Here is a 24419-nt window from a genome sequence, read left to right on the forward strand (position 1 = left end):
TAGGCAAAGTGGCGGTTTCGATCGCCGGTCTTGACCCGAAAAGGGCCGTGCGTCCGTATCCACGGACAGCTCCCAGGTCCGGATACATCCGGACACGAGCCTCACGCGGCAGAACTATGCGAGTGCCGGATGCGGTCGATTTCGCGTCATCGTCGATCGCTTCGCGATCGGCCGATTGAGGGCGAGTGCTTGGCGGCTGAGCTTTGCAGGCGGCTTACGCCTCGTTTCGCCGGACCGATCGATTGTGGCTCAGCCGGTCAGCGGCGCAGATGAAGCGAGGACGTGCGTTTGGTGCCAGCTACACGTCAATAGGCCGTGTTCGAGAAACAGACCGCCGGAATCGTTGCCATGATGATCTTGGCGTCGAGGATCATCGACCAGTTGTGCGCATAATAGCTGTCGAGGACGACGCGCCGTTGGAAGGTCGTGCTGCTGCGTCCGCTGACCTGCCAAAGCCCGGTGATCCCGGGACGACACGCATAGTATGCGTTGAGGGCGTCGGAGTATCGGCCCAGCTCTTCCTCCGTCACCGGTCGCGGTCCCACAATGCTCATATCGCCCTTGAGAACGTTGAAGAGTTGCGGCAACTCATCCAGGCTGGATTTCCGTAACAAGGCGCCCACGGCGGTCACACGAGGATCGTTGCGCAACTTTCTCGTCGCGATCCATTCCGCCGCGGCGGCGGGATCCGATTCAAGATGCCGGCGCAAGCGTTCGGATGCGTTCGTCGCCATGGTGCGAAATTTCAGGCAATCGAACTGCTTTCCATTGAACCCGACGCGCTTGTGTCGGAACAGCACGGGGCCGGGAGAGAACAGGGCTGTTGCCAGGCAACAGATCACGAGAAAAGGCGCGAGCACAACGATGCCGCACAACGCCAAAATGATATCTGTGACTCGCTTGGAAGCGAGCCCTATTGGACGTGTGGTCTGCACCAAAACAAATAGTGTGTCTTCATCGACCCTATTCGCTTTTGCCATTCCATTCATGAGTGGGCACTCCGACGCACAGGTGAATGCTGCAATGCGAACAAAATCGTATTGCTAATCATCGTTCCAATTTTTCCCAAATTTGTGCGACGGTTCCTCGCGTCCTGGAAGTCACCAGAAAAAAGCCATTCGCTCGCCCAATTAGGCATCAGCGTGATCCGTTGTTGTGCATGTGAAGTAGATGAATTGTGAGAAGTAGATGAATTGTGAGTAGCACGTGAACTTTGATCGTAAGCGTCGCGACCGACCAATCAGGTTCTGGCGCTCGAGAGTCCTTGGCTCACTCGAGCTCACTCGCGACAAGTTCATGTCAGGAACTTCAGACCGTCGTTGGCAGACGAAGCGAATGTCGGCATCGGAACATGCGCGACCGGAATCCGCTCAGGCAGAACGATGTGCCGGATTTGGCACAGCCAAGATCTGAGATGACCTTTTGATCGGCCTCTCGCTGAGAGCGCACTCCAACTTGTCCAGCAGGCGACGCCCGTTGGCGTCCCAGTTGAACAGACCATCCGCCACCTCGAAGGCAAGGCTCTGCCTCCTGTCGAGAGCGTCGACGTCGTCCATCATGGCTGCAACGCTTGCTAGCAGCTTGCTGACGCTGTTCTCGACGATGAAGCAGCTTTTCAGCTGCTTGGGAATTCCACCGAGCGCTGCTTCCACAGCCGCGACCGGCACGCGCGAGAAGATGTAATCCAAGATCTTGAGCTTGAACCCGCCGCCGATCTCCTCTGGAACCAAGGCAATCCGCGCATTTCGAAATTCTTCGCCGAGATCATCGACGAAGCCGCGAAATACGACCCAGGGGAACCGCAGCCGCAAACGCGACAGAAGCGGCTCCGGTATGATGCCGACGACATGAAGCTCGATGCGATGCTGCGTGAAGGTGCCGCTCGCCGCTTCCAGCATTCGCTCGAGGTTCATCTGTTTGGCGATCCAGCTGAAGGAACCGACAATGATGGCACGTCGCGGCACCGTCTTGTCCAGGGCGCGGGCGCGCTGCCTGGTCCCGGCATAGCCCGGCGGCAGAACGACACAGCCAAGCGTGGGATTGATGTCATTGAATGCAGCGCGGTCCTCGTCCGTCAGGGTCACCAGCAAATCGCAGGAACGTGCGAGACACTGTTCCGCGTGGCGGGTCTTCCGCGCATTCTGCTTGAGCAGGAATTTGCGAATCATGTCGCCGGAAAAGTTGTTGGCGATTTGATCGGTGACGCTGGTCTCGAAGTCATGCGACACATGAACCAGGACCGGACGATTCCGGGCGATTTGTCTGATTTCAGCAACCGCCCAGCTCATTCCATATTGATCCAAGACCACGACGTCATGGTCGGTCGTCTCAAGTTCCTGCGTGATCGCGGCCCGGTAATGCTTGGTCGCAAATCGCGCTCCTACCATCGGAAGGTTGCTTGCTAACGCGAGCAGCTTCGCGTTGGGAGCGCCAGGCACCACGCTCCAGCGCACCCGAGGCTCGAGATGAGCGAGGCTGCCGGTTTGATCGTCGGGATTCTGCAGACCCAGGAAAACGACATTCGCCCCCTGGCGCGCGGCCGCTCCGGCGAGCTGAGCGGAATAGATCCGATCACCCGCATTAAGTGGAATCGGCATCGTTCGCCCAAGCCAAAGGATCGAAATTGTCACGTGGAACTCCGCAAGACGGTTTTGAGGTGATCGGCGATGCGGATCGCCAGTGCGACGATCGTCAGCGTGGGGTTGGCAGAGCCGCTGGTCGGGAATACCGCGCTTCCAGCCAAGTAGAGATTTTCGAGATCATGCGTCCGGCACTGCGGGTTCACGACCCCGTGTTTCGGATCATCGCTCATCCGAGCGGTGCCGATGTGATGCCCACCGACTGGGATGGTCTGTTTCACGCTTTCGTCCAGGAGGTTTTCGTCATAGACGACCGCAGCGACGCCCGTATCCGCCAGGATGCTGTGCATTTGCCGGTAGCTTGCCGCGATCGAGGCGATGTCCTCGGGACAGACTCGCCAATCGATGTAAAGCCTGGGAACGCCAAAGCGGTCCTTCTCATGGGTGAGAGAAAGCCGACTTTCGTATGAGGGCGTCTGCTCGGCATTGTAGTCGAGCGGGTAGGAGCCGGCCTTCGAGTACAGCGCCACATAGGGGATGCGGCGATAGCAGGCGTGACGCTTGTAGACCCAGGAGCTCAGGAATTTGATCAACGGCCACGGGTTCTTGGCGACGTTGGCGACGTGACGGGCGGTCAGCGCGCGGCCTTTTGGCAATCGATCCAACGACTCCAGTTCGACCGTGGAAATCTTGCGGCGATACTCGGGAAGGATGAATCGCTTGGCGATGTACATCAACGATAACACCGGATCACCATGCTGGGGATCCATCGGATTCGCATGGTGGAGGCGGAAGATCATGTTCCGCAGCCGATGGCGCTGCTGGATCTCGTCGGACAGTCGAAGATGATGCTTGGCATAAATGCCATCGCGTGTTCGGGCGAAATTCCAGGCGACCTGGCGTCCGGGGGCGACCTGCAGCAATCCCAAGGTGCCTTCGAGGTGCGACATGTAATACCGGCCGAGCGTTCCACTCGAATTGGCAAGGTTGGATGCCGCCAACAGACGCACGGATTCCAATCCGCCGGCTGCCACCACCACGTATTTTGCGCGAATCCGGAAATGGTTGCCCGCGATGGTCGCGCATTCGACGGCGTCCACCGCGCGACCGGAGGCATCGCTCGATAAGCGGACGCAGGTCGATTCCAGCAAGATCCGGTGTGTGGGCGATCCGATCAAATCCGATTTGAAACGCCGGCCGAAGTCGGTCGGTGGACTGAAGCGCTCCAGTCCGACCATGATCGCTTCATTGTCCAATCCGTCGATGAGCGCCTCCGGCGCATCCAGGCAGATTGGGTCAAATGCAAACTCGCCGGCTTCGCAGTACGTCAGTGCCCTCAAATAGTACGGAACCACGTCGCCGTAAGAAATCGGCCAGCCGCTGTTGGCGACGTGCGATCGCGGTTCGAAATCGCTGCGTGTCAGCGGGACACAGCGGCCTCCCCAGATCGTGGAAGAACCGCCGAAGCGCCGCTCCCGATACATCTCCGGCGGCGGATGCCGGCTGTCGGGAGCAAGTTCGGCTGCATTGAGGCTTTGGGTCAGCCTGTTGGGCCGCCATCCTCCGCTTTCGATCAGAATGACCGAACGTGACGCTCCCAGCAATTCCCGCGCGATTGCGATGCCCGCCGGGCCGCCGCCGATGATGCAGACCTCTGTGTCGAGGTCCGATCCCGAAGGAATCTGACGTCCGTCTATGAACACGACGTTTCCGCTCTCCGAACGGCATCCAGCACCTGGTCGAGATGCGCAAGGCGGGTCGTGCCGATGAGCACGCGGCTGATCTCACTTCGCGCCAGCGAGGCCGTGAGCGCGGTCCGCGCGGCTGGCCATCGATCGTTGCTGCTGGCCGGCTGTGCAGCATTTATAAGTCCTCGGCCGATGACAAACACGGCCTGACGTCGCGCGCGATCAAGGAAGCGATCCATCGCCTCCGTGGGCGGCCACAATGGGAGCTCGACGGCCTCGACGCGCGGATCGTTCAACGCAAGCAAACCTGTCTGGATGTCTTCACAGGATATGCCGATCTTGATGGCCTTGCCGGCTTCACGCATCTTGTCCAGCAAGCCGAGCGCGTCACCTCTTGCGATCACGTCCGCGGGCGGACTGTGCAGGAGAAGAATGTCCGCGTAGTCGGTGTTCAGTCGCCGGAGACTGGCGTCGATGGATGCACGGAGACCGTGATCCGAGAAATTCTGCGGCAAAGGCGCTTCACGCGCCTTTGAAATCAGGTGACGACCGGCGCCGCTTCGACGGATCAGGGGCGTGACGGCGCTCTTCAACGGCTTGGCGACGCGCATCCATGCGGGGAAATATTGTCCGGCCTTGGTCACGAGGGTGACTCGCTTGCGTCGGCTGCCGAGCGCCGCGCCCAGAATGCGTTCGCTTTCGCCTTGGCCATAGATGTTCGCGGTATCGAAGAGGCGAATGCCGCGATCAAATGCCGCCTGAACCAGCGTGAATGCGCCGGCTCGATCGCGGCCAAGAACGGAGCCGAGACGCGCACAGCCCAGTCCAAGCCGTTGCTGAACGACATCAAGCGCAGCCGGGCCGTTCATCGATTGGAACCTGGAGTTCTGACTGGCATTGTGCCCCGCGACACCGACCCCATCACAAACACTAGCGTGCTCGCGTGCGTCGACCTGAGTTCCGCTTCGGGATCATCTCATGCCACCTGAACCGTCCGTCACGATAATCGTTCCAACGTTGAACGAGGAGAACTACATTCGGCAGGCGATCAGTTCACTGATTCCGGAGGATGAAGGCCTGGACTATGAGCTGATCGTGCTCGATGGCGGCAGCACCGATCACACAGCGTTGATCGTCGAAGAATTGGCAAGGCTTAATCCGAGAATTCGGCTGGAGATGAACCCGGCGCGCTATCAATCGGCGGCGGTCAATCGTGGCGCAATATTGGCAAGGCCGGACTCCGAATTCATCATTCGCGCCGATTCTCATGCCGAATATCCGCCCGGCTTTGTTGCCGGGCTGGTGCGAGAGCTGAAAGCGCGGGACGCGGCATCTGTCGTGGTGCCCATGCGCACGCGCGGAAACAACTTTCTGCAGCGTGGGATCGCCGCCGCGCAGAACAGTCGTTTGGGAAATGGCGGGGCCTCGCACCGGGTCGGAAATCGCTCGTGCTATGTGGACCATGGTCACCATGCCGCTTTCGCGCGCAGGACGTTCCTGGCTATCGGTGGTTACGATGAGAGTTTCACTCACAATGAAGATGCTGAGCTTGATGTCCGGCTGAGGAAGTCAGGTGCGCAGATCTGGCTGTGCGCGGAACTCGCCATCAGCTATTTTCCGCGCAGCTCTCTCGGCGCGCTCGCTCGCCAATATTTCAACCATGGCTCCGGCCGCGCAAGGACAATGCTCAAGCATCGCCATCGACCGAAAGCCAGGCAATTGTTGCCCTTGGGGGCGCTTGGAATGAACATGCTCAGCCTGGCTTCTGGTGTGGCCTTTGGATGGCTGTTCTTCTTGCCCAGTGTGGCTTACGCGGGGGCGTGCCTGACCGGGGGACTATATTTGGCCGTATCACAGCGCGATCCGGCCGGATGCGCAGCCGGTCCTGCCGCAATGATCATGCATCAAAGTTGGGCAGCTGGCTTCGTTTACCGCGCATTGCGCGTCTCAGTCTCCAAAAGACCCCGGATCCCTGTGTCTGACGAAGTTCTGCGCTAATGTTCAAGCGTCAAACGTCGGTCACCTCTTAGGACTCGCGCGCATGTTGGCACCCGACGTCGTTACGCCGAATGCGGCGATATAGGCCGCCGCCGCATTGGGATATTGCCCGTCGCTGAGCTTGCCCGGGAAAGCGTCGTTCGAATTCCAGATGTTTTGATAGAGCACATTGTGATCCGAGAACCATTGCGCAGCTTTTGCAATGTAGGGGCCGGCTCCGTCAGAGTTCACGCCCCATTCCGGATAGGCCGATGGCTTCTTGTGGGCCGAGGCGAAATCCTCGAGCCATTGCAGGCCATATTGGTTGTTGACCATTTCATCCCACGCCTTGATGGGATCCGTCGGGTTCCATTGGATGTTGTAGTAGAAGTCCATTCCGATGACGTCGACGTCATCATCGCCGGGATAGGCATCGGCCGGGTTCATGCGCGTTTCGCGGACATTGACGTTCCATTCAAAGCGAAAGCGGTCAGACACTGAGCGAAAAGCCGCGACGAAGTTTCGGTACGCTTTGATGAAATCCTGCTCGTGTCCCGCCGCCGACCACGGCATCCAGTTCCCGTTGAATTCCTCTCCTGTTCGCACGTAGATCACATTATCTGACGGTCGAGTGACCGCCAGCATTTGTGCCGCTTGAACGTAGGAGGCTTGATACGCGCCGGCCGCGGCCTCCGACAAAGACCCGCCGTCGGCGAACAGCGGGATGGTCCAGCAGATCGGCTTGTTGAGCGGCGTCCAGAGCTGCACTGACCAGTTGATGCTGTTGATCCAGTCGTTCCAGTCCGCGCGTCCCGTGTGCGCCGGGATCTGATCGACCGGTCGACCGAGCCAACTCTCGAATTGCTGCATGTTGGACGTGCTGTTCCCGACGTAGGCGCCGAGCGCCGGACTGCCCGCAGAGCATGGGGCGCCGAACCAGACGAACAATAAAGCGGCAATCGAGGTGCGCAGAAACATGAGAAAATCCCATTCCTGTGAGCGTGTTTTTCGGCACGCCGGCGCAGCCGATCTGATCGCCTCGGCCAACAAAATTTTGGAACCAAGGCGGCATTTCGCACTTGCCACATGCCTCTTTCGCACCTGCCCAAGGCCTACTAACCGCGAGACGTGCATGTCGTTCAGTGTACTCAGCAAGATTGTTTGGGCCAGGCGGCTCACCTTCCTGACGGTCTTCGCCTTGATCGTCGCCGGCGCAATCGGCTTCACGTTCGCGGTGACGCCGATGTTCCAGTCAGAAGCCTTGTTGATGACCACCCTTGACCGGGCACAGCGACAACAGGCTCAGTTTCCCGACACGCTCCGCTACCAGCTGAATTCGCAGATCTACATCATTAACAGCGAGGACGTGCTTCGGCAGGCGATCGGCGAATTTGGCGCGCAACGCCTGTTTCCTGACCGGAAGCAGACGACCTCGTGGCATGCTCTGGATATCTTGCCTCCTGAACTGTCGGCAACGATTTCGAGAGTTCTTGATCCGGTCAGACCCATGCTGGATTCGGTTCGATCCAGGAATCCTGACGACGAGCGTTCCGATGCTGATCGCGCGCTGTTGAAGGTCAAGAAGCGCCTCGCGGTGACGCTCGAGAAAGACTCGCAGATATTGTCTCTGACGTTCCGGCATGAAGACCCGAAGATTGCCGAACAGTTCCTGGGCCTCGTCGTACGTGACTTTCTCCAGCGCCAGGCCGATCTCAGCGGCAATGCCGAAGCGCCCGCCTTCTTTCGCCAGCAGGCTGCGCGCTACCGCGACGAGTACAGGCGGGCCTCCGCCGAACTGAGCGACTTTGCGCAGAAGCATTCGACCTACTCGGTGAGCCAGGAGACTGAGCTTGCGCTCACGCGGCGCGACAATGCGCTCGTCGCGCTGGCAAAGACGCGCGGCTCGATTGCGGAGAAGGAGGCGCAGGCCGCGACCTTCCAGAACACGTTGACACAGCTCCGTCGCCGGATCTCGCTTCCTGGCGAGATCACGGGCCCTAAACAGAACGTTCCCGCAGGGAATAGCGATGCGTTGACCGACACCAACAAGGTGCCGGCAAACGAATCGCCGTTGCTGTTGGTGCGCGTGTTCCAGGAGACCGCACAATCGCTTGTGAACCTCAATTCGGAGATCGTGGGTCTGCGATCGCTGGAAAAGGCGCAGACCGACGCAGTTGCTGACGTCGAGCACAAGCTCAGCGAACTGTCGTCGATCACGGCGGAGTTCAGTCGCCTCAAGGATCAGCTCGACCAGATCTCCAAGGTGATGGAAGCAAATGTCGGCCGCGCTGCAGATGCCCAGATGAACGCCGATTGGGATGCCAGCGAAAAGCTCTCGAACGTGAAGGTCGCGCAATCCGCCACGGCGCCCACCGAGCCGGTGTTTCCGCCCAAGCCGCTTTTCATCGCCTTGGGCGCCGTGATCGGGCTGGTGGGTGGGGCGGCTGTTTGCGTGATGTTCGAAGCGATCAGCGCGCGGCGTCGACGCGCGTATAGGTGCTGGCAGCAGCCAGAGGTCGACGAGCGCCTCAGCGATCGATTTGCGTCCGAGCCGGACGAGTGGACGCCCGCCCATGAGATGGCCGACTATGAGATGGCCGATTATCGCTTCCGCCGCCAGGGTCCTGTCGCATGAGGCACATCGAGGCTGCGAGGCAGGCAACTTGATGCTGGAGGTCGCGCCAGCAGGAGCGGCCGCGCGTCTGGCCGTACGGTCGGGCTTTGCGGTCTGCGCGCTTACACTTGTGTCCGCGGTCTTTCTGCAAAAGATCGCGCTGCCTGGGACCGGCGGGTTATATCCGCTGAACCTCTTCGTTTTTCCTGCTGTGACGATCGCCGCCTTTCTCGCGGGCGTGCTCGAGATCAATACGATTGCGTTGGTCTGGTACGCGCTTTTCGTTTCGCTGGGAGCGTTGAGCACCGCGCTGTCACCCAGCCCGCATGTTTCCGCGCTGTCGCTGGGGTTCTTCGTAGTTGCGCAGTTTCCGCTGGTCTTCCGGAACGCCTCGTCCGAGAATTTTCAGCGCCGCATGATGAGCTTTCTCTCAACGGTCGGCTGCGTCTGCGCGCTGATCGGCGTTCTGCAATTCGTGGGACAGTTCGTCGTCGGACCTGACGTCGCGTTTTTTCTCGACAAGCACCTGCCGGAAAACGTGACCGTGGCCGGATATAATTCGCTGATTCCGCTCTACTGGTCGTCGCCCGTGTACAAGAGCAACGGGGTGTTCTTCCTGGAGCCATCGTTCTTCTGTCAATTTCTCGCTGTTGCACTGGTCGCCGAGTTGGTGCTCGGGTCAACGGCGCTCCGGCTGGTTATTCTCACCGCCGGCCTCCTGTGCAGCTATTCAGGCACAGGATTGACGATGCTGGCGCTGTTCCTTCCGTTCTATTTCCTGCGTCACGGGCACTCTCGGCTGTTTGTGTTCGCGGCGCTGCTCGGCCTTGTGTTGATCATGTTTGGTGACGCCTTGTCCCTCGATGCATTCACACGGCGAATCAGTGAATTTTCGGATGTGCAGTCGAGCGGCTGGGCGCGCTTCCTGTCGATGTTCAGGGTGCTGCAGGAGGTGGTGTTCGCCAACGACCTGACGTTTTTCCTTGGACGGGGTCCGGGCACGGTGCAGGAGCAATTCAGGCTGCTGTCGTTCTACGCCTTCGATCCGACCTGGGGGAAGGTCATCTATGAATATGGCCTGCTGGGCGCGCTGGCTTACTTCAGGTTCTTTTATGTTGCCTTCTGCAGGGGACCGCGAGGCCTGCGTTTTGCGCTTGGCTATACCTACCTGTTCCTCGGTGGCTACCTGCTGAATCCGTCGATTCTGATGCAGCTCGCAGCTCTGGTGGTTTGGCTTGGCAAGACGGCCCCCGCAACAGATCGGGCGCGCGAAGGAGCACCCGAGGAGACCGGCCACATGTTCATGCCGGCGCTGGGGACGAGATGACCGGCCGGCCGACACGGACCGCGAACGACTACGAACGTCTCCCATCGGGCGAAGGTGAGCGAACGGTGTCTCAATCCGGACTGAGCCGGCCATTTGCCGGCCCCGAGACATATCTGAGCAGCACGATCCGCTCCCGGTTGAATCGGATCTCTCACAGCTCACTCGCACTTTTCACGCTCAAGGGAGTCAATTCGGCGCTCACCGCGATATCCAATTTCGTCCTGGCGTATGTGCTGGTCCGGACGATCGGCCTCAATTCCTATGCCGTGATCGCGAGCCTGCTTGCGGCGGCGGCGCTTGTCGTGCAGAGCGACCTCGGGATCACAGGACTGACATTCTTCAAACTTCGCTCTCACTATCTCTCGGAAGCCGACAGAGACGACGCGAGCCAGGACGACCAGGACCTGGTTGCGACCATCGTGACGCTGTACATCGCGATCGGCGTTGTTTCGGTCATGATCTTGGCGGCCACGCTCGCCGCGGGTCTCCTCAAGGTCGCCCCTCACGGCCTCGCCTATCTCCTGATCTTTGCCGGCGCAGTCTGCGCCTTGCCGCGCATGGCCCTTCGGGTGGCCGTCAATGCCAGGGATGGCTTCGTGTGGACGGAAGCCGTCGATCTGGGCAGGCGCATTGCGCTCCTGGCCGTGACCTTGGCAATGCTCCTCGGTCTTTCGTTTGTGTCCTATAGCGCGATCAGCCTGGCGATATGGGTGTTGTCGATTGCCGGGCTGCTCTGGCTGGCAAGGCTCTATGGCTTCACGCCGAGGCCCGGCGCGTTTCTCAACGGAGTGCGCTTGCTTCGGAATGAAATCCGCGGGGTAGGGGCGACTGTCCTGCTGTCGCTGACCGATTTCATCATCAGCGTTTTCCCATACTATCTGCTCGCCGCGGCAGGCGATGCCACGGCGATTGTCGCATTCGATATGTTCTACAAGGTGACCCGCTTCGCCGTCATGAGCTATCTGATTGGTGCCGAGACCGTCCTGCCGCAGCAGACCCGCGCGGTCCACAATGAGGATGCCGCCGGATTGGCCCGCGCAACAGCCAAAGGGGTAATGATTGGACTGATGCCGATGACGGCGGGCATCGTCGCGATCGCGCTGTTCGGCGAACGGCTCTTCGGCCTCATTCTGAACCACAACGCGATCGTCTCGCCGGTCATGCGCATCGCGATCTGCGCGATGTTCGCCTTCATGCTGGTACAGACAACTTGCCAGATCGTGCTGATCGGCGTGGGGCGGTTCGGGGAGCTCGCCCGCCGATCATGTCTCACGCTCGCCGGCATGGTTCTGATCAGCACGCTGATGGTGCTGCTTCACTGGACGATCGACACCTTCATCGTCGCCTATGTGATTGTCTATGGAGCGGGCTCGGTGCTCTACGCGGAGTGTCTATATTCGTTGAGTTCTTCGCTGCGGAACAAGAGCGCGCGCGAAAAATCTCCGGAAAAGTTACAGGTCGGGACCGGCGAAATCTGACATCTCGGGCAGGAAGGTTGTCAGGCCCGAAGGTTGCGCAAGCTCTCGCGCGCGATGCGTCTGAGCGGACCGCCCGGACGCTTGATCCGCCGCATCAAGCTGCCGCCGCTTTGATGGCGCAGGAGCTCCAGGAGACGCAGAGGTTCATGCACCGGAGGGTAGCGGTTGCGGGTGAGAGCGCCAAATCTTTGCAGGGCGGCCCGATGCGATGGGCCGGTCGCCGCGCGACGCACCTGCTTTCGAACGTCCTGCTTTTTTGCCGTCCACCAGCTCGAAATCTCCGACTGCTTTCGGAGCAGGGAAGATTTGTCTACAAGCGCATGTTGCGCGTAGTTGCGAGCAGCCTCCCAGCTTTTGAATGACGGGATCGGGTGCGGTCCGAACAGCCGGGTAAAATAGTCGATCGAGGCTCTGGTCTCGATGATCGGGATGCATCCGAGCTCGAGGCTCTCATAGAGCCGCCACGTCTCGAGAATGGCGTTCCCCATCGGACAAGGCGAAAACATTGTATTGTCGAGAACGTCATCGAACTCGGGCTTGCTCAGTTTTCTGCCACCGCTTCCGTAAATGGACGCGGTGCCGGTCAGGAAGCTCGGCTCCAACCCTGCGAAGGCGGCAGCCATGTCGGTTCGAGAGGCCTTGATCTCCCCGGTAAAGGACCAGACGTAAGGTCGCTCCGTGATGGGACGCACCGCGCCGGATGTTCTCGTGCCGTTGGCATACCCCTCCGGGATCGTCCATATCCCCTCGTGCCGTGCCAGTCCGGTTGCGAAGTTCCGGATCACCGCGTCGAAATGGCGGTAGAGCGCGTAGCCTCCCGAAAACCATTCGTCACTGGTATGAAGTAGCACCAGGCGACGGCACCTCGCTCGGCACTCTTGGAAATAGTCTTCGTATGCAGGTAGTGGCTGCCAATTGCTGCTGACGACATGAATGCAGTCGTCATCGAAGCAGGTCAGCGCGAGGTCCGTGCATTCCTCCTCGACCAGATCCCCTAAGACATCACGCAGCCAGTCAACTTCCAGAAGGTTGTCGGCATGCCACACAAGTTTCATCTGGGGCGGTCCTCCGAGATGCGGATGAACGCGGTGCAGCGATCTTCGTTCCTGCCGCGATAGACAGCCAATGTCGGCGCCGGGTCATGGAGCGGCGGCTGAATAGTCCAGCGGCACCCATTGCCATTCGGCACCCCTCGTACCGATGTGCCCGAGCCCGGGAAAGGGCAGATGCGCGGCTCCGATCAATGCCCTTTGCTTTGCGGCGTTCTCAAGCATGTGTTCGCGAGTCGCCGCGGCGGCAGCGCCGTCCGTATCGAAGGCGGTCGCTACCTCGGGATTTGCCAGCTGTACCGCAGCGGCTACGATCTCATCGCCGGTCAGCCACAGAAGCTGCCCTTCACTTTCGACGGCGTAGGCCGTATGCCCCGCCGTGTGCCCGTAGCTTCTGATCGAGCGGATTCCAGGGATGATTTCGGAGTCGGTTTCGAACGGTTGGTACCGTCCGGCGTCGATGTAGGGCGTGAGGCTGGCCACCACACCTTGGAATCTGGCCTTCGCTCCGTCCGGAGCCTTGTCGAGATTGTCCTTTGACAGCCAATAGTCCGACTCACGTCTGTCGGCGTGTATCATCGCATTCGGAAATGCGCGCGCACCGTTCAATACCAGGCCTCCGATATGGTCCCGGTGCATGTGAGTCAGCAGGACGTCGTCGATCTGGTCCGGTTCGTAACCCGCGGCGCGAAGGTTCGATTGGAGCTTGCCGAGCCGCCCGCCGAAGAATCCCGCTCCACCGGTGTCCACCAGAACTAGCCTTGATCCGGTGTTGATGAGAAACGCGTTGACGGATGTCGGAACGGGATTTTCCAGAAACTCACTCTTGAGGGCGACTTCGGTATTGGTCGGGGGCTCATCGAGGAGCTTGACCAGGTCGACAGCTTGCGCTCCGTCATAAAGAGCGGTGATTTCGAAGCGACCCAACATCGCGCGAAAGAAGCCCGGCGCCGCAACCTTCGCAAAGGGGGCCGCAGCTGAGGCCGAATTGACCGGGAGAGGACCGCGGCCTCCGCATATCAGAAGCCCGCAGGCCAACGCCGCCGCCCGCCATGAGATCCGCCATGCGTGATGCCGATACACAGTCTCCAACATGACGCCGGGTCCTCCTCAAATCCGCTTGCCGCGTGATGGCGACACACACGCCTCATGCAGAACCTCGGGATCAATTTGAAATCAATATCGCGTATACGAGGTATAGACATTTGAGGAATATGACGCTCTCGAACACATCGTCGTGGCGATGGCGGCGGATTTCGCGGTTTCATCGACGAGAGTATGGAACGCTTCGTCTTGAGCGCGAGCTGGCATCGGCGATTTAACAAGGAGCCCGGTCATATCTGGCTTCGCGAGCAGCTGGCCCTTTGCGTCATGGGTTGAGCCAGGTTGGATGGAGCCAGATTGGACACGAAGATGGCTACGTCTTGCTTCGTGCATTGACCAGAGGCAGGCATCACCTTTCGTGATGGATGGACCGCAACCCCAGGTGAACGGCGCTTCGGGCGCTTTATCGGCGGGCGTGCGGGGCGTTTGGAAATACCGCCACGATTGTGGCTGCACTGCCATTAACTTCAACGTGAGCAGCATAACTTCCGCTTTGCAGCGGCGCAGCTCGCGTGTCACCATCGTTTCAAGATGCGGAGGTCCACTATGCGACGGTGTATCTCGATCGGAACGGTGCTGGTCGCTGGCATGCTTGCTGGCGCCGATATCACGAGCGTTGCGGCGCCGGGCCAAAGATCCGAAGTAGCAGACAAGCAAACCGCGACCCCGGTGGATGTTGAGCTTGTCATTGCTGTCGACGTCTCCTATTCAATGGATCTGGACGAACTCGCCGTTCAGCGCGAGGGATATGCTCAGGCCATCACCTCCACGGAATTCTTGCAGGCCCTGCGGACGGGGCCGAACGCCAGGATTTCTCTGACCTATTTCGAATGGTCCGCGTCCAGCGACCAGAAGATCATCATTCCCTGGCGCGTGATCGAGGGGCCGGAGACGGCTGACGCCATCGCAAACGAAATCCTGCAGACGCCGGTCCGGCGCGGGTCGCGTACCTCGATCTCGGGCGCCATCCTGTTCGCGATGCCGCTGTTCGAGCAGGACCCGTACCGAGGACTGCGCCGCGTCATCGACATTTCAGGCGACGGCCCGAACAACAACGGTCCGCCGGTCACGTCCGTTCGCGATGAGGCGCTGGCGAAGGGCATCGTCATCAATGGCTTGCCGGTCATGGTGAAGGAGCCATCCTACTCGACCATGGATATCGACAATCTCGATTGGTATTATGAGGATTGCGTCGTCGGCGGACCGGGCTCTTTTGTGGTGCCGATCAAGGATCGCGATAATTTCAAGGAGGCGATCCGCGCCAAGTTGATCCGGGAGGTCGCGGACAGGACGCCCGGACACCGGATGGTTCCGATCGCCGAAAAGGCGCCGCGCATCAGCTGCGCGATCGGCGAGAAGATCTGGCAGGATCGTTGGGGACGCTAGGGGGCCCAGCGCTCGGCCGGCTGGACTAACTTGGATCGCACGACGCACACCCGTCAAAGGCCCCATCTTCGCGTGAACCAGACTTTCACAAAGTGCGTAAGTACTGCGTACGTTAGCAGCAGGGCTCCCACCAGCGGCCAATAGGCCCACGGCAGTGGCACGAAGCCCAGGGCGGCGCCCGCCCAGGTAAAGGGCAACGTCATGCCGATCGTGCAGATGATCACTGTCGTCGCAATGAGCGCAGGACTTGCGTGGCTCTCGACGAACGGAATCCTTGCGGTTCTGATGATGTGAATGATCAGCGTCTGAGTCAGAAGCGATTCGACAAACCAGCCGGTTTGAAACAGATGCGGATTATTCCAGGCATCGAAGATAAAGAGCATCATGCCGTAGGTCGCGTAGTCAAAGATCGAGCTGATCGGTCCGATGAAGATCATGAACTTGAAGATGTTGCCGATGTCCCACTTTCGCGGAAGAGCCACATACTCATCGTCGACATTGTCGGTCGGAATCGTCGTCTGCGAGAAGTCATAAAGCAGATTGTTGGTCAGGACCTGGATCGGCGCCATCGGCAGGAACGGCAGGAAGATGCTTGCCCCGAGCACGCTGAACATGTTGCCGAAATTCGAGCTTGCGCCCATCTTGATGTACTTGGTGATGTTCGCGAAGATCTTGCGACCTTCCGTTACGCCCTCCTGAAGCACGAGGAGACTCTTTTCGAGCAGGATGATGTCCGCCGATTCTTTTGCAATATCGACGGCGGTGTCCACCGAGATGCCGACATCAGCGACTTTCAGGGCTGGACTATCGTTGATGCCGTCGCCGAGGAATCCGACGACGTGTCCCTTGGCGTGAAGGGCCTGCACCACTCTTTCCTTCTGCTCCGGGTTCAGTTTGGCGAAAACCGTCGTGCAGTCGGCGACCTCGGCCAGTTCAGCGTCGCTCATCTGGCCGATACGGTTGCCCAGCACAATTTCGCCTGGCTCCAGTTGAACCTCATGGCAGATCTTGCGTGTAATGACCTCGTTGTCGCCGGTGAGGACCTTGATCTGAACGCCTTTTCGCGCGAGCGCCGCGATGGCCTCCCTCGCGCTTTCCTTTGGGGGGTCCAGAAAGGCGATGTATCCGAGAAGCGTCAGGTCTGCCTCATCCTCGACCGAATACACCGTCTTCGAGGGGGCCATCTCCTTGTAGGCCACCGCAACGACACGAAATCCGTCGGAATTCAAGACGCTGGTCTGCTGTTTGGCTGTCTCAAAGTGGGTTTCGTCGAGCCGGCCCACCTCACCATTCAGCGAGTAGTTCGAGCAGACGGCGAAAATCTCCTCGACCGCGCCCTTGCAGATCAGCAGATGCTTCGTGCCATCGCGCCTGACCACCACGGAAAGGCGCCGACGAGTGAAGTCAAAGGGGATTTCGTCGACTTTCGAATAACCTCCGTCAGCCCGCAATCGTTGATCGAGTTCGGCGTGCGCAAGCACGGCCTTGTCGAGGAGGTTCTTCAATCCGGATTGGAAATGGCTGTTCAAGAACGCGTATTGGAGCACTTCATTCGAGTCATTTCCCTCGATATCGATGTGCCGTTTGAGAATAATTCGATCCTGCGTGAGGGTGCCCGTCTTGTCGGTGCACAACACATCCATCGCCCCGAAATTCTGAATGGCATTCAGCCGCTTGACGATCACCTTCTTGCGCGACATTGCGATCGCGCCCTTGGCGAGATTCACCGTCACGATCATTGGCAGCATTTCGGGCGTGAGGCCGACGGCCACCGCGACCGCGAAAAGCAGCGCCTCCAGCCAATCGTGCTTGGTCAGGCCGTTGATCAGGAAAACGGCAGGGACCATCACCAGGATGAAGCGGATCATCAGCCAGGTGAACCTGTTGACGCCCTGGTCGAAGGCGGTCGGAACGCGGCGGCCTGCAATCTCGTGGGCAAGCTGGCCGAAGAAGGTGCTTCGGCCGGTTCGCAAGATCACCCCGGTGCCGTAGCCCGAAACAACATTGGCTCCCATGAAGCAGACATTCGGCAGGTCGAGGGGGTCCTCGTGCTCTGACGTGCAGCATTTGCCGTGCTTCTCGGCGGGCATGGATTCACCCGTCAGGACGGCCTGATTGACGAACAGATCCCTGGCATCGAGCAGGCGCAGATCAGCCGGAATCATGTCTCCGGCGGAGAGCCGCACCACATCCCCCGGCACGAGATGATCGATAGGAATCTCGGTGAACGGATCATCCGATTGGCTGGGTCTGCGTCTGACGCTGGCGGTGGTGTGAACCATGGCCCGCAGCCGGGCTGCAGCCTCGTTGGAACGGTGCTCCTGGATGAAGGCTGTTGTAATCGCCAGCACGACCATCGCAGCAATCACGATTGCAGCGCGTACGTCGCCCAGGAAATAAGAGACCACGGCCAGCGTCAGGAGCAACGCGTTCAATGGATTGCGCGCGCGATTCCAGATCTCCTCGGGGATGGTTGGCTTGCGTTCCCGCGCAACGAGGTTAGGTCCAACCTTCTTCAGCCGCGCTGCTGCTTCGGCAGCGAGCATCCCTTCCGGTGTCGAGCCCATCTCCGTGCAGGCTTCGCCGGGCTCGAGGCGGCTCATTGCGGCAAGCCAGCCGCCGTTCACCGCTGCATCGGCGCCATGGTGGTCAATCTTCTTCATCGGCTTCGACAGCAAGTGCATGGTGTTGTATCCGCTGAGAGATTGACAAGAGCCATACAATCATCATTGCGCCGCACCATCTTGCGGGAGATCAAAAGGCTGGACGCTCCAGTGCGTCGCCACGGCATGACGGAAATATTACAGCTCGTCCGCGCGCTCTCGAATGAGCGAGAGCAGGAATAGAGGTCGGATCGCCGGTCAAAAGCGGCCTGCCTCTATGCCGTCGACGCCTCCGCGACGAGCCAGTCGCGGAAGGCAACCAGTCTCGCCAACGCGGCACACTCCGGACGATAGACCACGTAGTATGCAAGCGCCGAGGCCAACTCGACCTTGGGAAAGAGCCGCACCAAGCGGCCCGCCGCCAGGTCGTCACGCGCCATGATACTGCGAGCCAACGCGACGCCGTGTCCGTCGATCGCTGCCTGCAGCACCGCGGCCGAATTATTGATCCGCAATCCCCGTTTCGTTGCGACATCCGGCGCATCGGCTTTCTCCAGCCAGGTACTCCATGTCGCGAAACCGGCTCGGGCATCCACTGATAAATCATGAATGAGCGTCTGAGTGGCCAGATCGGCTGGCGTCCGTAGCCGTCGGTTCCGGCGCAACAGCGTCGGCGAGCAGACCGGAAATATCTCCTCGTCCATGAGTTTTTCGGCAGTCAAGCCGGGCCAAATCCCGGCGCCATACCGCACCCCGATATCGATCCCTTGCGCGACGAAATCCAGCAGCTTGAGGCTGGTATCGAGCCGCACGTCAGTATCGGGCCATAACGCCTGGAAGCGATCGATGCGCGGCAGCAGCCACTTGGCCGCAAAGGCGGGGCTGACCGTAACCGTCAGCACGCCGTTTGCCGAGCCCTCCTTGAGGCGTTCAAGGCCCAGACTCAAGCGGTCGAACCCGGCGCGTATGTCCGGCAGCGCGCGCTGAGCGATCTCGGTCATGACCAGCCTGGCCCGCCCGCTGGGACTTCGGTGAAATAGCAATGTCCCGAGCCACTCCTCGAGACTGCGCACGAGTTGTCCAACGGCCGCGGGCGTCACGTTGAGTTCCGATGCCGCGGCGGAAAAGCTCTCGTGCCTGGCACTGGCCTCGAAAGCACGGAGCGCGTTCAAATAGATCGGTGATCTCATCCAAAAAGATTTTCTTTAGCGGGCGGAAAGAACTTCAGATTTGCGACGCGCTGCGCGTCTGTCAATAACAGTCAACGGCAGCCGCTTGAAGCTTATTTAAAGGGCAGAGGTGCCGAGATGTGGATTGTGTCCTGCTTCGGCGGCGGCCAGTGCACCAAATAGTTTTTCTTCTAGATGAGGCGTCATCCGACGCTGGCCGGGGTCGGCAAGCCGAGAGATGCGCGGAGGAGATGCGGGAATATGATGCGTTTCGAAGGAAAAGTGGTCGCCGTCACCGGCGGTGGCTCAGGTATCGGCAAGGAAGCCGCCGCGCGCTTCCTCGCCGAAGGCGCGAAGGTCGCGATCAACGGGCGCGATGCCGCGAAATTGCTGGCGGCCGCTCGTGAGATCGATCCGAGTGGTGAGAACGTCATCATATCGGCCGGCGATATCGCCAATCCCGAAACTGGCGCGGCGTTGGTGGGGGCTGCGGTTTCCCGCTTCGGAAAGCTGGACGTCCTGGTCAATAACGCCGGGGTTTTCAACCCGAAGCCTTTCCTCGAACTCACCGAGGCGGACTACGACTGGTGTCTCGACACGATCCTGAAGGGGAAGTTCTTCGCGGCCCAGGCCGCAGCAAGAGCCATGAAGGACAGGGGTGGCGCCATCGTCCAGACGGGCTCGATGTGGGCGATCCAGGCAATCGGCGCTACGCCTTCGGCGGCTTACTCCGCCGCCAATGCCGGCGTTCATGCGATGGTGCGCAATCTCGCGATCGAACTGGCTCGCTATAAGATCCGCATCAATGCCGTCGCGCCTGCCGTCGTGGAAACTCCGGTCTACAATACTTTCATGTCCGACGAGCAGGTGAAGCAAGTGCTTCCGAGCTTCGACGCCTTCCATCCGCTCGGCCGCAATGGCCAACCGCGGGACGTGGCCGAGGCCATTCTGTTTCTTGCTTCTGACCAGGCGTCCTGGATCACCGGCACCATACTTCCCGTTGACGGTGGCGTCACCGCCGGCCGCCAATAATTGGACCAGCAGTTAGGGAGAATTCAGTGTGTCGTCATCGTATGCTGCTGTTCTGATCGTCGGAGGGGGCCTTGCCGGTCTGACCGTGGCCCATCTGATCCACCGTGCGGGGATCGATTTTCGACTGTTGGAAGCGCGAGGAAGGCTCGGCGGACGTATCCTGTCGGTCGACGAGTCGGGCCAAGCCTCGTGCGATGGGTTCGATCTCGGTCCGTCCTGGTTCTGGCCCGACGTGCAGCCGTCTTTCAGTCGGCTCGTCGACGGCCTTGGACTGGCCAGCTTCGCTCAGCAGAGTGGCGGTGACATCGTCTTCCATCGACTGCCTCTTGAAGCTCCCCGGCGGTTCGGGGGAGTAGGCCGAGCGTCCCCTTCCATGCGGCTCGTCGGCGGCACGGCCTCGATCGTATCGGCGCTCGCCGCTGGCCTTCCGGGCGGGAATATCGAGCTCAACGCTCGAGTGACTGGCGCGATGCTGGACGGCGATGATGTCGAGCTATCCTTCATCGACGCTGGCGGCGCTGAACAGAGTTGCCGGTCATCGCAAGTCGTCTTCGCGCTCCCGCCGCGTCTGCTCGAAGCGACCGTCTCGTTTACCCCTCGAATTGATGAAACGTCAGCGCGACGCTGGCGCGATACGCCGACGTGGATGGCACCGCATGCGAAGTTCTTCGCGCTATACGACCGGCCATTCTGGCTTGAGAAGGGTCTGTCGGGCACGGCGCAAAGCATGGTGGGACCGCTCGCCGAAGTGCACGATGCCACGACTGCCTCCGGCAAAGCCGCATTGTTCGGCTTTCTCGGCCTATCCGCGGAAGACCGCGCTTCGCTGGGAGAGGCCGCGATCATCGCGTCCTGCATCCAGCAATTGGCTCTCCTGTTCGACTCGAAGACCGCCGACGTTCGCGCTACTCTCTTCAAGGATTGGGCGGCCGATCTCCTCACGGCTACGGACCGGGACCGAATCGCGGCCGTTCATCCCGTCGCGGATCGTGGCCCATGGGTCGGTGAAGGATGGCGCGACCGCATCGTTCTAGCCGGTAGCGAGACGAGCGCTCGCGATCCGGGATATCTCGCCGGTGCCGTCCATGCAGCGGAAGGCGCCGCCGCTTCGCTAGTCGCACGTCTGCGAACGACGCGCGTCGGCGGTCGAGCCTCATTCGAAGGAAACCTCTGACGAGATGAGATCCGGCCATACCAAGTTGAGAATCACGTTGACCACGAAAGGAGGGGTGCCATGCGTATCAATGATGATCTGACGGTTCCTGTGATCGTTCACGCCGCGGAGCTCCCGTGGAAAGCAAGCCCGGCGGCGGGCGTCGATCGGCGGATGCTGTTCCGCATCGGTGACGAGGTGGCGCGCGCCACCTCCATCGTGCGATACGCACCGCACAGCGCGTTTCCCCGCCATACGCACGGCGGCGGCGAGGAGATCGTCGTTCTCGACGGCGTGTTCCAGGATGAGCACGGCGATTACCCGGCCGGCAGCTACTTCCGCAATCCTCCGGGGACCTCGCACGTTCCCGCGTCGAAGGACGGCTGCACGATCTTCGTCCGGCTTTGGCAATTCCGGGACGGCGATCGTGAGCAGATCGTGTGGCGGCCCGCGGAGGATCGTCTGATGAAGCCGAGACCGGGCACGGCGAGCGCGATTGAATTGTTCGACGACGGATTCGAAAACGTACGTTTCGAGAGCTGGGCACCCGACGAGACGATCATGATCAACAATGTACGCGGGCTTGAAGCGCTCGTTCTCGCGGGGAGCTTGTCGATTGGCGATCAGATGCTGACATCGCAAAGCTGGATCCGCTTGCCGGCTGGCAACGCGCTGCGCGCCGTCGCCGGCTCGGACGGCGCCAAATTCTGGTTGAAGGACGCGCCCTTGCTTCATCCCGACGTCTGCCGACTGCCTTGAAGTCTGTCGGGTGATCGGGAGCGGAGGCATCTCAGTCTGGGGCGATAGCTCAGCGCGGGCTCTACGCTTGGCAGCCGCTCAAAGCAGGGCTGTTGCCAACACGGAAATGTCCGACTACGCTTGACCGTCGGTATGCCCAAACGGTCTTTCGATCGGCCGCACGTTCATGTCCAAGTTTCTTCGCATCGGAGTCCATCAGTCGAACGTTTCCGGATACACGTCAAAGGCATGGTGTGTTCGACGGGTTGGCTCGACGGTTTTCCTGAAGTGGGGCGCCGTGGAGGTCCATGGCGCCGGCGATGGGCGAAAGGTCTACTGGACGCTTGCACCGAGGGTGAAAGCAATCAAGTGCGGCACGGCGGAGCGTGCCAAAGACTATGCAAAAGCCGCGATCGCGCGGCGACGCAACCATCGCTATGAGCCGCTGGCAGGACCTATTGCGATCCGCCGCAAATCCGCCGGCCGTGGCGCCGAACTCGAACAAGCGCTCGCGACGATTCTCTTTGTCGATATCGTTCGCTCCACAGAAAAAGCCGCGCGACTCGGCGATTCCCGCTGGACGCTGGTGATGAGTCACTATTACGCCGCGGTCCGCAGAGAGCTGAAGACCTTACGCGGAAAGGAGGTCGTGACGACGGGAGACGGAATGCTCGCGACGTTCAAGGCGCCGGTTGCCGCGGTCCGTTGCGCGACCGCGATCCAGGAGGCGGTGCGCACGCTGGGCCTGGAGATCAGGGTGGGGCTTCATGCGGGCGAATACAAAGTGAGCGGAGCCGAGGTCGTGGGTCTCGCGTTTCACATCGGCGCGCGCGTCGCCGCGAAAGCGCGTGCCGGCGAAGTGCTCGTCTCGAGCGCAGTGAAGGATCTGATGTCGCAGTCTGGAATCCGCTTCAAGGATCGCGGCGTTCATCAACTCAAAGGCGTGCCGAAGCGATGGCGCCTGTATCGGGTCGAACCTTGAGGTGTTCTGCAGAGTGGGCAACTGGTTTGCTCGGCCAGTTCGTGCGAGAGCCCCCACCGCATTCATGATCGAGAGCGAAGACCATAGGTGAGAATGCAGTCCCTCGACCGAAGCAGCGCCGAGCGATCGCACGGGGCGTTTCCAGTGGGACAACTCAGCGGAACAACCGGGCTGTACCGGGTAATGTGGGGACACTTTGAAAACGACTCGGCTAAGTGCTTGAGTTTGCTGATTCCTGCATCTTGAAAACGACTCGATCTTGACCTTAAGAACGACTCGATCGGCGGTGCTTTCGTTTTGAAAACGACTCGATCCTGCAAGTCGTTCGAGGCGCTGCGGAATTTGCCCCGTTTTTTATGTCGGCGGGCGCCCGGTCCGGCAGCTTCGGCTCAGTCGCTGATAGCCCTGGCTCAGGACGAAGTTGAAAGCCGTATTCGCACGATGTTGCCGGCGATCGCTCGATCGAATTCGCTCCGGCTCGCCAGGTCTGCGTACCCTGACCGATTGGCCAACTAACTAACTCTCTACTCTCCGAGACCGCCGGCGAATACGCCCTCATCTGGTCCCGCTGACCGGCCAAAGACGCCCCCCTCCACCGAGCGGGGCGTCTCCCCTGCTAATCGCTATCAGCTTGCCGGATTGCGCGCCGTGACGATCCACGTCGCGCCGTCGATCATCACCGACCGCTCGCCGGCGCGGCCCGCGAAGGCGGCACGAACCGCGGCCGAGGCGCGGGCGCGGATGTCGTCGGGCTGATCAGCAAGCGCGCGCGACAGCGGCCCGACCTCCAACGACATCTTCACCGCGTCATCGATCGCCGCGTCCCGCGTCGCGCCCTCGCCAAACGGGACGCAGGCATCGAAGGGCGCGATAGCGATATCGGTGAAGCCGGCCGCCGTCAGGATGCGAGCCACCCGCCCCGGGTCGCCGAACGAGAATGGACCGGGCGCTTCGGGATCGGGCAGCGCCGTCGGCGGGACGATACCGTTGATCGCGCCCATCGGCAGGCGCATCCAATCGTTCTCGGCCGCGCCACGCCAGCAGACGAAAGCGACCCGCCCGCCCGGCTTGAGCGCGCGGCGCATATGGGCGAACGCCCCCGTCGGATCGGCGAAGAACATCACCCCGAAACGCGAGAACAGGATGTCGAACGCCTGTTCGGGCAGCTCGGCGCTGCTGGCGTCGGCCAAGCGGAACAGGACCGGCGTATCCTGTGGCGCAAGCACGCGCGCTCGGGCGATCAGCGGTTCGGATATGTCGACGCCCAGCACCTGGCCCCCCGCGCCGACGCGGGCGGCCAGAGCCAGACTCGACGCGCCCGCGCCACAACCGATGTCCAGCACGCGCTCGCCCGCCGCGGGCGCTGCGGCTTCGATCGCGGCCTGGCCGAACACCGCCAGCCTGGCGTCGAGCCTGGCCTGGTGGGCAACCCAGCGCTCCCCGCTTTGGTCATTCCAGCCGGCGACCCGATCGGCATTGTGCTGTGCCATGACACATCCTTGTTCTCATTCGTTCTTAACTAAGCTGTCCGATGCCAAAG

19 protein-coding genes and 1 pseudogene are annotated in these 24419 nt (G+C 60.6%); 10 read left to right on the top strand and 10 right to left on the bottom strand.

Annotation, left to right across the window (positions count from 1 at the left end):
• Nucleotides 1-305 precede the first annotated feature (305 nt).
• The 4 genes from BRAS3843_RS30065 to BRAS3843_RS30080 form a co-directional block, all read right to left on the bottom strand.
• A complete protein-coding gene (locus BRAS3843_RS30065) occupies nt 306-989 on the bottom strand; it encodes a sugar transferase (protein ID WP_244425505.1) in 684 nt (227 codons plus the stop codon).
• Nucleotides 990-1370: 381 nt separating this feature from the next.
• Complete coding sequence (locus tag BRAS3843_RS30070; RefSeq protein WP_008972933.1) at nt 1371-2597, bottom strand: glycosyltransferase; 1227 nt, start codon at nt 2595-2597, stop codon at nt 1371-1373.
• Between the two features lie 29 nt (nt 2598-2626).
• Nucleotides 2627-4282, bottom strand: a complete 1656-nt coding sequence (locus BRAS3843_RS30075; protein WP_008972934.1) for a GMC family oxidoreductase — start codon at nt 4280-4282, stop codon at nt 2627-2629.
• Nucleotides 4273-5136, bottom strand: coding sequence for an aldo/keto reductase (locus tag BRAS3843_RS30080; RefSeq protein WP_008972935.1), 864 nt, complete (start codon nt 5134-5136; stop codon nt 4273-4275). The genes BRAS3843_RS30075 and BRAS3843_RS30080 overlap by 10 nt, the downstream gene beginning before the upstream one ends.
• 109 nt (nt 5137-5245) lie before the next feature.
• On the opposite strand from BRAS3843_RS30080, the gene BRAS3843_RS30085 reads away from it, so the two are divergent.
• On the top strand, nt 5246-6265 hold the full coding sequence (locus BRAS3843_RS30085) for a glycosyltransferase family 2 protein (protein WP_008972936.1): 1020 nt from the start codon (nt 5246-5248) through the stop codon (nt 6263-6265).
• A gap of 21 nt (nt 6266-6286) precedes the next feature.
• Here BRAS3843_RS30085 and BRAS3843_RS30090 read toward each other — a convergent pair whose 3' ends face one another.
• Nucleotides 6287-7471 (bottom strand): glycosyl hydrolase, encoded by a 1185-nt coding sequence (locus BRAS3843_RS30090; protein WP_244425506.1) that lies wholly within the window; start codon nt 7469-7471, stop codon nt 6287-6289.
• Here BRAS3843_RS30090 and BRAS3843_RS30095 point away from each other — a divergent pair.
• The 3 genes from BRAS3843_RS30095 to BRAS3843_RS30105 all read left to right on the top strand — a co-directional run bounded on the left by BRAS3843_RS30095 (nt 7443) and on the right by BRAS3843_RS30105 (nt 11663).
• Nucleotides 7443-8879, top strand: a complete 1437-nt coding sequence (locus BRAS3843_RS30095; protein WP_244425507.1) for a hypothetical protein — start codon at nt 7443-7445, stop codon at nt 8877-8879. The two genes, BRAS3843_RS30090 and BRAS3843_RS30095, sit on opposite strands and share 29 nt — an antisense overlap.
• Nucleotides 8880-8910: 31 nt before the next feature.
• Nucleotides 8911-10185 (top strand): hypothetical protein, encoded by a 1275-nt coding sequence (locus BRAS3843_RS30100; protein ID WP_175361165.1) that lies wholly within the window; start codon nt 8911-8913, stop codon nt 10183-10185.
• A 137-nt stretch (nt 10186-10322) separates the two neighbouring features.
• Entirely contained in the window at nt 10323-11663 is a 1341-nt protein-coding gene (locus BRAS3843_RS30105; RefSeq protein WP_175361166.1) for a hypothetical protein, read from the top strand.
• A gap of 20 nt (nt 11664-11683) precedes the next feature.
• Here the strand turns inward: BRAS3843_RS30105 and BRAS3843_RS30110 are convergent, their stop codons facing one another.
• Together BRAS3843_RS30110 and BRAS3843_RS30115 are read right to left on the bottom strand one after the other, a co-directional pair.
• Nucleotides 11684-12718, bottom strand: a complete 1035-nt coding sequence (locus BRAS3843_RS30110) for a hypothetical protein (protein WP_008972941.1) — start codon at nt 12716-12718, stop codon at nt 11684-11686.
• An 84-nt stretch (nt 12719-12802) separates the two neighbouring features.
• Nucleotides 12803-13807 (bottom strand): MBL fold metallo-hydrolase, encoded by a 1005-nt coding sequence (locus BRAS3843_RS30115; RefSeq protein WP_008972942.1) that lies wholly within the window; start codon nt 13805-13807, stop codon nt 12803-12805.
• Nucleotides 13808-14362: 555 nt separating this feature from the next.
• Between BRAS3843_RS30115 and BRAS3843_RS30120 the strand changes: the two genes are divergently transcribed.
• Complete coding sequence (locus tag BRAS3843_RS30120) at nt 14363-15202, top strand: DUF1194 domain-containing protein (RefSeq protein WP_008972943.1); 840 nt, start codon at nt 14363-14365, stop codon at nt 15200-15202.
• A 53-nt stretch (nt 15203-15255) separates the two neighbouring features.
• On the opposite strand, the gene mgtA is transcribed toward BRAS3843_RS30120, so the two are convergent.
• Complete coding sequence (gene mgtA / locus BRAS3843_RS30125) at nt 15256-17829, bottom strand: magnesium-translocating P-type ATPase (RefSeq protein ID WP_244425508.1); 2574 nt, start codon at nt 17827-17829, stop codon at nt 15256-15258.
• Nucleotides 17830-18080: 251 nt separating this feature from the next.
• Nucleotides 18081-18995: a transcriptional regulator GcvA gene (gene gcvA, locus BRAS3843_RS30130; protein WP_008972945.1), complete on the bottom strand. Its 915-nt coding sequence runs from the start codon at nt 18993-18995 to the stop codon at nt 18081-18083.
• Between the two features lie 240 nt (nt 18996-19235).
• Between gcvA and BRAS3843_RS30135 the strand changes: the two genes are divergently transcribed.
• The 5 genes and pseudogenes from BRAS3843_RS30135 (at nt 19236) to BRAS3843_RS30150 (ending at nt 22879) form a co-directional block, all read left to right on the top strand.
• Complete coding sequence (locus tag BRAS3843_RS30135) at nt 19236-20006, top strand: SDR family NAD(P)-dependent oxidoreductase (protein WP_008972946.1); 771 nt, start codon at nt 19236-19238, stop codon at nt 20004-20006.
• 85 nt (nt 20007-20091) lie between these two features.
• Nucleotides 20092-20235, top strand: a pseudogene (locus BRAS3843_RS42605) (FAD-dependent oxidoreductase); the annotation flags it as partial.
• Nucleotides 20236-20379: 144 nt separating this feature from the next.
• Nucleotides 20380-21180, top strand: coding sequence for an FAD-dependent oxidoreductase (locus tag BRAS3843_RS30140; protein ID WP_347379593.1), 801 nt, complete (start codon nt 20380-20382; stop codon nt 21178-21180).
• Nucleotides 21181-21240: 60 nt separating this feature from the next.
• Complete coding sequence (locus tag BRAS3843_RS30145) at nt 21241-21918, top strand: cupin domain-containing protein (RefSeq protein ID WP_008972948.1); 678 nt, start codon at nt 21241-21243, stop codon at nt 21916-21918.
• A 166-nt stretch (nt 21919-22084) separates the two neighbouring features.
• On the top strand, nt 22085-22879 hold the full coding sequence (locus tag BRAS3843_RS30150; RefSeq protein WP_035983299.1) for an adenylate/guanylate cyclase domain-containing protein: 795 nt from the start codon (nt 22085-22087) through the stop codon (nt 22877-22879).
• Nucleotides 22880-23505: 626 nt separating this feature from the next.
• Here BRAS3843_RS30150 and BRAS3843_RS30155 read toward each other — a convergent pair.
• On the bottom strand, nt 23506-24369 hold the full coding sequence (locus BRAS3843_RS30155) for a methyltransferase domain-containing protein (protein ID WP_008972950.1): 864 nt from the start codon (nt 24367-24369) through the stop codon (nt 23506-23508).
• Between the last annotated feature and the right edge of the window lie 50 nt (nt 24370-24419).

The organism is Bradyrhizobium sp. STM 3843, from assembly GCF_000239815.1.
In the GTDB taxonomy this organism is placed as follows: Bacteria; Pseudomonadota; Alphaproteobacteria; order Rhizobiales; family Xanthobacteraceae; genus Bradyrhizobium.

Bases quoted from the DNA above. Each gene is read 5' to 3' on its own strand.
- BRAS3843_RS30065 (WP_244425505.1), bottom strand. From the start codon at position 989: ATGAATGGAATGGCAAAAGCGAATAGGGTCGATGAAGACACACTATTT.
- BRAS3843_RS30070 (WP_008972933.1), bottom strand. From the start codon at position 2,597: ATGCCGATTCCACTTAATGCGGGTGATCGGATCTATTCCGCTCAGCTC.
- BRAS3843_RS30080 (WP_008972935.1), bottom strand. From the start codon at position 5,136: ATGAACGGCCCGGCTGCGCTTGATGTCGTTCAGCAACGGCTTGGACTG.
- BRAS3843_RS30085 (WP_008972936.1), top strand. From the start codon at position 5,246: ATGCCACCTGAACCGTCCGTCACGATAATCGTTCCAACGTTGAACGAG.
- BRAS3843_RS30100 (WP_175361165.1), top strand. From the start codon at position 8,911: ATGCTGGAGGTCGCGCCAGCAGGAGCGGCCGCGCGTCTGGCCGTACGG.
- BRAS3843_RS30110 (WP_008972941.1), bottom strand. From the start codon at position 12,718: ATGAAACTTGTGTGGCATGCCGACAACCTTCTGGAAGTTGACTGGCTG.
- BRAS3843_RS30115 (WP_008972942.1), bottom strand. From the start codon at position 13,807: ATGTTGGAGACTGTGTATCGGCATCACGCATGGCGGATCTCATGGCGG.
- BRAS3843_RS30120 (WP_008972943.1), top strand. From the start codon at position 14,363: ATGCGACGGTGTATCTCGATCGGAACGGTGCTGGTCGCTGGCATGCTT.
- gcvA (WP_008972945.1), bottom strand. From the start codon at position 18,995: ATGAGATCACCGATCTATTTGAACGCGCTCCGTGCTTTCGAGGCCAGT.
- BRAS3843_RS30135 (WP_008972946.1), top strand. From the start codon at position 19,236: ATGATGCGTTTCGAAGGAAAAGTGGTCGCCGTCACCGGCGGTGGCTCA.
- BRAS3843_RS30140 (WP_347379593.1), top strand. From the start codon at position 20,380: ATGCGGCTCGTCGGCGGCACGGCCTCGATCGTATCGGCGCTCGCCGCT.
- BRAS3843_RS30145 (WP_008972948.1), top strand. From the start codon at position 21,241: ATGCGTATCAATGATGATCTGACGGTTCCTGTGATCGTTCACGCCGCG.
- BRAS3843_RS30150 (WP_035983299.1), top strand. From the start codon at position 22,085: ATGTCCAAGTTTCTTCGCATCGGAGTCCATCAGTCGAACGTTTCCGGA.
- BRAS3843_RS30155 (WP_008972950.1), bottom strand. From the start codon at position 24,369: ATGGCACAGCACAATGCCGATCGGGTCGCCGGCTGGAATGACCAAAGC.